The organism is Pseudomonas fluorescens, assembly GCF_000968015.1.
Classification (GTDB): domain Bacteria; phylum Pseudomonadota; class Gammaproteobacteria; order Pseudomonadales; family Pseudomonadaceae; genus Aquipseudomonas; species Aquipseudomonas fluorescens_W.
On the sequence record NZ_LACH01000113.1, the window covers coordinates 1 to 6,036 of the forward strand.

Here is a 6,036-nt window from a genome sequence, read left to right on the forward strand (position 1 = left end):
TGACCATCTCATTAAACCCGGCAAAAGCCGGGTTTTTTTGACTGGCGTCGATCTTAAGCAGTGAAGGTTTTGCCTTCGAACTGCTCAGCCACGAATTTCCAGTTGACCAGGTTCCAGAACGCTTCGACGTATTTTGGACGAAGGTTGCGGTAGTCGATGTAGTAAGCGTGTTCCCAGACGTCGCAGGTCAGCAGCGGGGTGTCGCCGTTGGTCAGCGGGTTGCCGGCGCCGATGGTGCTGGCCAGGGCCAGGGAACCGTCAGCCTTTTTCACCAGCCAGCCCCAACCGGAACCGAAGGTGCCGATGGAAGTCTTGCTGAATTCTTCCTTGAACTTGTCGAACGAACCGAAGGCTGCGTTGATCGCCTCAGCCAGTGCGCCGGTTGGTTGACCGCCGGCGTTTGGCGCCAGGCAGTTCCAGTAGAAAGTGTGGTTCCAGACCTGAGCGGCGTTGTTGAAGATACCGCCCGAGGAAGATTTGACGATTTCTTCCAGAGTCTTGCCTTCGAACTCGGTGCCTGGCACCAGGTTGTTCAGGTTCACGACATAGGTGTTGTGGTGCTTGTCGTGGTGGTATTCCAGAGTTTCCTTGGAAATGTGCGGCTGCAGGGCATCGTGTGCGTAAGGCAGCGGCGGCAATTCGAAAGCCATGATGATTCTCCTAATCAGGTCAGTTGCGGTGAGCGCAAGGCCGATCACGGGCGGCCAGACAAGCGCCGGGGAGTTTGTACTCTTTGCGGCGCATCGGATCGGATCATAGCACCGGGGGTGCGGCATAACCACGCAACAACTGTGTGGAATAGAGGTTCCAGAGCCTTTTGGAATAATCAGCCTGCGGCGATTAATTGAAAGGCCACGGTAAACATCATCACCGCCACCAATAGATCAAGGATTCGCCAGGTACTTGGCCGGGCCAACCATGGCGCCAACCACGCCGCGCCGAGCGCCAGGGTGAAAAACCACAGCAACGATGCACTCGCCGCGCCCACGACATAAGCGCCGGGCTCTGTTTGTTGGGCGCCGAGGGAGCCAATCAGCAGCACGGTATCCAGATAAACGTGCGGGTTAAGCAGCGTTACGGCCAAAGCACTGAGCATCACCGCGCGCAGCGAGCGCACGGTCTGGTTTTCACCTTGTTGCAGGCTCTGTTTCGAGCAGGCTCGACGCAACGCCAGGCTGCCATACCAAATCAGAAACACTGCACCACCCCAACGGGCGACTGCCAGCAACGTCGGGTTCTGCGCCAGCACCGTCGCCAGGCCGAATACCCCGGCGGCCACCAGCAAGGCATCGCAGGTCACGCAAAGCGCCGCCACGGGCAGGTGATGTTCACGCCGAAGGCTCTGGGCCAACACAAACGCATTCTGAGTACCGATCGCCATGATCAGCCCCGCGGCCACCAACAGGCCGTTCACATAGCTTTGCCACATAAGATGTTTACTCCGCGTTGGCCGCCAGATCCCGCAGCACGTGCAGGGCGCGTTCGGCATCGGCCTGGCCGACGAATAAATGGTCGTGGTAATAGCCGGCGATCACGTTGCAGCTGATGCCCGCCTGGCCTAATGCCGTGGCGAACGCGGCGGTCAGGCCGACGGCTTCGAGGGCCGAGTGCACGTTCAAAGTGATCCAGGCCGCGACGTAATCGAAACTGAAACCCGCCTTCTCGGCGTGGGAGCGTTCCAGAATCACTGTCAGACCTTCCTGCTCGCGAAAGCTGCCGACAATCTCAAGGCCAGCCGGCAACTTGCCGTCGCGCAGGGTGCAGAACACGTATTCGCCGACGTTGAGTTGCGGGCTCATGCTGCGCAGCAAAGTTGCCAATGAAGTTTCGCCAGCCATGTCGATGATCCTTGTTGAAGAGTTCTTGCTGGCCATTCTCCAGTGTCAGGCTGTATAAGAAAAACCAATCATGCTGATCGCTCATTAGGAAAACTGATGTTCGACTATAAATTGCTTTCTGCCTTGGCCGCGGTGGTCGAGCAGGCCGGGTTCGAACGTGCGGCTCAGGTGCTCGGCTTGTCGCAATCAGCGATCTCCCAGCGCATCAAATTGCTCGAGGCGCGGGTCGGCCAACCGGTGCTGGTGCGGGTGACACCGCCGGCCCCGACCGAAATCGGCCGACGGTTGCTCAACCATGTGCAGCAGGTGCGTTTGCTTGAGCGGGACTTGCAAACCCTGGTGCCGGCTCTCGACGAAGAAGGCCTGCCGGAACGTCTGCGCATTGCCTTGAATGCCGACAGCCTCGCCACCTGGTGGGCCGTGGCGGTCGGGGATTTTTGCGCGGAACAGCATCTGCTGCTGGATCTGGTGGTCGAAGACCAGACCGTCGGCCTCAAACGCATGCGCGCCGGTGAAGTCGCGGCGTGCGTCTGCGCCAGTGAGCGCCCGGTGGCCGGCGCGCGCAGCGTTTTGCTGGGGGCCATGCGCTACCGTGCGTTGGCCAGCCCGGCATTTATCGCCCGGCATTTTCCTGAAGGTGTGCGCGCCGATCTGTTGTCGAAAACGCCCGCGCTGGTGTTTGGCCCGGACGATTTCCTACAGCATCGCTACCTCGCGTCCCTCGGCGTCGATGGCGGATTCGAACACCATCTATGCCCCTCGTCCGAAGGCTTCATCCGCCTCACCGAAGCGGGTCTCGGTTGGGGGCTGGTGCCTGAACTGCAGGTGCGCGAGCAACTGGAGCGCGGTGTATTGGTGGAGCTTTTGCCTGATAAGCCGATCGATGTGCCGCTGTACTGGCATCATTGGCGTAATGGCGGTCAGTTGCTGGGGTTACTCACCGATCAGTTGGTGCGTTCGTCGAAGCAATGGCTGGTGCCGTTGGACTGACGGGCAGCGTCAAGACCTCACGCAATACGCAAAACGAAATATTCGGAGCAATTCATGAAGATTCTGGTTACCGGCGCAAGCGGCTTCATCGGCGGGCGCTTTGCGCGTTTTGCCCTGGAGCAGGGCCTGGACGTGCGGGTCAACGGTCGCCGGGCCGAAAGTGTGGAGCATCTGGTGCGCCGTGGCGCCGAGTTCATCCAGGGTGACTTGAGCGACCCGGAACTGGCACGCGACCTGTGTTCAGACGTCGAAGCCGTGGTGCATTGCGCCGGTGCGGTCGGTTTGTGGGGGCGTTATCAGGACTTCCATCAAGGCAATGTGCAAGTCACCGAAAACGTGGTTGAGGCCTGCCTGAAACAGCGGGTTCGGCGACTGGTGCACTTGTCGTCGCCGTCGATCTACTTTGATGGCCGCGATCACCTGGGACTGACCGAAGAACAGGTGCCCAAGCGCTTCAAGCATCCCTACGCCGCGACCAAATACCTGGCCGAGCAAAAAGTTTTCGGCGCTCAGGAGTTCGGCCTCGAAACCCTGGCCCTGCGCCCGCGTTTCGTGACGGGGGCGGGCGACATGAGCATCTTCCCGCGGCTGCTGAATATGCAGCGCAAGGGACGGCTCGCGATCATCGGCAACGGCCTGAACAAGGTTGATTTCACCAGCGTGCAAAACCTCAATGAAGCGTTGCTCAGCAGTCTGCTGGCCAGCGGTTCGGCGTTGGGCAAGGCCTACAACATCAGCAACGGCACGCCGGTGCCGTTGTGGGACGTGGTCAATTACGTGATGCGCAAGATGGATGTCCCACAGGTCACGCGCTACCGTTCCTACGGCTTGGCCTACACCGTAGCGGCGCTCAACGAGGGAGTGTGCAAGTTGTGGCCAGGTCGTCCCGAACCGACCTTGTCGCGCCTGGGCATGCAGGTGATGAACAAAAATTTCACCCTGGACATCAGCCGCGCCCGGCATTATCTGGACTACGATCCGAAAGTCAGTCTCTGGACCGCCCTCGATGAATTCTGCGGCTGGTGGAAGGCCCAGGACATTCGCTGACGCAGGGGTTAGCGCCGCTACACTGAACCGAGTTCGGGGTTGAGGGTCAATCGATGCGGCAGTGGGGGTTATACTGCGCCGCATCAAGCCATCACCGCGTTCCACAAAGGTTGACTCAATGTCTATGCGTAACGATGCCAACGACGACTTCGATGTACCGAGCCTGCGTGCCGACAGCCTCGACGACGATGATTTTCCGACCACCGCTCGCACTTCCGTGCATTCGCGGACCGCGCCAGTCGTCAAAGTCAAAAGCCCGAGCACCGGCCCGCTGTGGGCGCTGGTGGGCGCCTTGTTCTTTGCGTTTGCAGGCCTTGCGTGGTGGAGCTTCCAGCAGCTCTCGCTGATGGAACAGCAATTGGTGGCGACCCAGGAAAGTTTCGCGCGTATCAGTGAAGAAGCGGCGGGGCGCTTGCAGGACATTTCCGGCAAGGTTGTCGCCAGTCAGACCAACGTCAGCAGCGACAGCGAAGCCTTGAAGCTGCAAATCAAACAGCTGGAAAGCAAGCTCCAGGATCAAAGCAAACAACAGCAAGGCGTTGTCGGCCAGACCAGCGATCTGGACAAACGCCTGGCGCAGATGAGTGAACAGACCACCGAGCTGGATAAGCGCTTGGCGCAAATGACCGCTCAAACCACTGAGCAACAGACCGCCACCATTCAATTGCAGGCTCAGGTCAAAGTCTTGATCAGCGATGTAGCGGTGCTGAAAAGTACCCCGGCGGACACAGACAAATTCGACGCGCAACTGAAAAGCCTTGGCTCCGACATCGTTGCACTGAAGAAACAAGGCAACCCGAGCGCCGCCATCGAGCGTCTCGAGCAGGAAGTCTTCATCCTCAAAAGCCAACAGGATAATCGCCCGGCCGCGACGCCAGGCGGGACCAATACCGCCGAGTTCGACGCCTTCCGTAGCCAGGTCACCCGCAACATCAACACCCTTCAGGCGCAGATCCAGAATTTGCAGCAGCAGCTGCGCGCAAGGCCTTGAGCCTTCAACCGGCCTGCGTAGCAGCTGTCGAGCCCCAGCGAGGCTGCGTTCGGCTGCGAAGCAGTCGTCAATTCGATTAACTCGGATTAACTGAAGCACCGCGTTGGTTGATTTACGACTGCTGCGCAGCCGAACGCAGCCTCGCTGGAGCTCGACAGCTGCTACAGGGCCGAATGAAGTCTTCGACAGCGGCTACACGCTCTGTGCTTTCCTGAATATTCGTACATAACCCCAAGCCGTCTACGCTCTTGAAACACCAACAAGAACGAGGGATGCGCAATGGGGTTTTTGCATAGGTTGGCCTTGCTGGGCGTGATGCTTTTGCTGTGTCTTGGCCAGGTTCAAGCTGCCGGCACAGAAAAGGACGACAGCCAGGCTGCCAAAGCCTTGCTGGAAAAAGCCCTGGCGTACTACCACGACCATGGCGACAAGGCCTTCGCTGCTTTCAGTCGACAGGGCGAGTTTGTCGACAAGGATCGCTACGTGTTCGTGGTCGACACCAAGGGCGTGATGCTCGCCAGCGGCGGGCCGTCTTCGGCGTTGATTGGCCGTGATGTGTCCGATGTGCTCGGGCCGGATTTGCAGAAAGCCTTCAAAGACGCCTTGAACGTGCCGGAGGGCAATGGCATTCAGCAGACCGAATACCGCTGGCAGAACTGGTCCGACGGCAAGGTCGAACGCAAGCATGTGTTCTACCAGCGCATCGGTCAGCGGATCCTGGCGGTCGGTTACTACTTGCCGCGGGCCTCAGCGGAACAAGCGATGGCGTTGCTGAACAAAGCGGCGGTCGATCTGGCCAAGGACGAGAAGGGTACGCTCATGGCCATCAATTCCCTCAAGGGTGGTTACTTGCAGGATGACCTGTACGTCTTCGTCGTCGACCTGAATAACCAGCGTTATGTCGCCCACGGCACCAACCTGCGGTTGATCAATACCGATTTCAGCAAGATCAAGGACCCGGAAGGCAAACCGGTTGGCGAGCCGATCCTGGCGCTGATGGCCAAGCAGGACAACGGCGAATACGAATACCGTTGGAAAAACCCGGTGACCGGCAAGGTCGAGGACAAGCATGCCTATCTGAAAAAGGTCGGGCATTTTCTGGTGGCTGTCGGGTATTACAGCCCTTGAATCTTTGGTGTTTGTGATGACGCCTTCGCGGGCAAGTCGGAC

The 6,036-nt window shown here is 59.1% G+C and carries 7 protein-coding genes; 4 read left to right on the plus strand and 3 right to left on the minus strand.

Annotated elements, in window-relative coordinates:
• Positions 1–53: 53 nt before the first annotated feature.
• The 3 genes from VD17_RS30780 to VD17_RS30790 form a co-directional block, all read right to left on the minus strand.
• Positions 54–650: a superoxide dismutase gene (locus tag VD17_RS30780; protein WP_008156084.1), complete on the minus strand. Its 597-nt coding sequence runs from the start codon at positions 648–650 to the stop codon at positions 54–56.
• A gap of 176 nt (positions 651–826) precedes the next feature.
• Positions 827–1,429, minus strand: coding sequence for a LysE/ArgO family amino acid transporter (locus tag VD17_RS30785; RefSeq protein WP_033057511.1), 603 nt, complete (start codon positions 1,427–1,429; stop codon positions 827–829).
• Between the two features lie 7 nt (positions 1,430–1,436).
• Positions 1,437–1,838: an ACT domain-containing protein gene (locus tag VD17_RS30790; protein WP_033057513.1), complete on the minus strand. Its 402-nt coding sequence runs from the start codon at positions 1,836–1,838 to the stop codon at positions 1,437–1,439.
• A gap of 96 nt (positions 1,839–1,934) precedes the next feature.
• Between VD17_RS30790 and VD17_RS30795 the strand changes: the two genes are divergently transcribed.
• From VD17_RS30795 to VD17_RS30810, 4 genes are all read left to right on the plus strand, one after another.
• The gene (locus VD17_RS30795; protein ID WP_008156078.1) at positions 1,935–2,828 is read left to right on the plus strand and encodes a LysR family transcriptional regulator ArgP; all 894 of its coding nucleotides are present in this window, start codon (positions 1,935–1,937) and stop codon (positions 2,826–2,828) included.
• A gap of 54 nt (positions 2,829–2,882) precedes the next feature.
• Positions 2,883–3,875 (plus strand): NAD-dependent epimerase/dehydratase family protein, encoded by a 993-nt coding sequence (locus VD17_RS30800; RefSeq protein WP_046057128.1) that lies wholly within the window; start codon positions 2,883–2,885, stop codon positions 3,873–3,875.
• Positions 3,876–3,993: 118 nt separating this feature from the next.
• Entirely contained in the window at positions 3,994–4,866 is an 873-nt protein-coding gene (locus VD17_RS30805) for a hypothetical protein (protein WP_046057129.1), read from the plus strand.
• 279 nt (positions 4,867–5,145) lie between these two features.
• The gene (locus VD17_RS30810) at positions 5,146–5,994 is read left to right on the plus strand and encodes a cache domain-containing protein (protein ID WP_046057130.1); all 849 of its coding nucleotides are present in this window, start codon (positions 5,146–5,148) and stop codon (positions 5,992–5,994) included.
• Positions 5,995–6,036: the final 42 nt, after the last annotated feature.

What these genes read in the sequence shown, in the direction of transcription:
- VD17_RS30780 (WP_008156084.1), bottom strand. Translation starts at nt 650, where the DNA reads ATGGCTTTCGAATTGCCGCCGCTGCCTTACGCACACGATGCCCTGCAG.
- VD17_RS30785 (WP_033057511.1), bottom strand. Translation starts at nt 1,429, where the DNA reads ATGTGGCAAAGCTATGTGAACGGCCTGTTGGTGGCCGCGGGGCTGATC.
- VD17_RS30790 (WP_033057513.1), bottom strand. Translation starts at nt 1,838, where the DNA reads ATGGCTGGCGAAACTTCATTGGCAACTTTGCTGCGCAGCATGAGCCCG.
- VD17_RS30795 (WP_008156078.1), top strand. Translation starts at nt 1,935, where the DNA reads ATGTTCGACTATAAATTGCTTTCTGCCTTGGCCGCGGTGGTCGAGCAG.
- VD17_RS30800 (WP_046057128.1), top strand. Translation starts at nt 2,883, where the DNA reads ATGAAGATTCTGGTTACCGGCGCAAGCGGCTTCATCGGCGGGCGCTTT.
- VD17_RS30805 (WP_046057129.1), top strand. Translation starts at nt 3,994, where the DNA reads ATGTCTATGCGTAACGATGCCAACGACGACTTCGATGTACCGAGCCTG.
- VD17_RS30810 (WP_046057130.1), top strand. Translation starts at nt 5,146, where the DNA reads ATGGGGTTTTTGCATAGGTTGGCCTTGCTGGGCGTGATGCTTTTGCTG.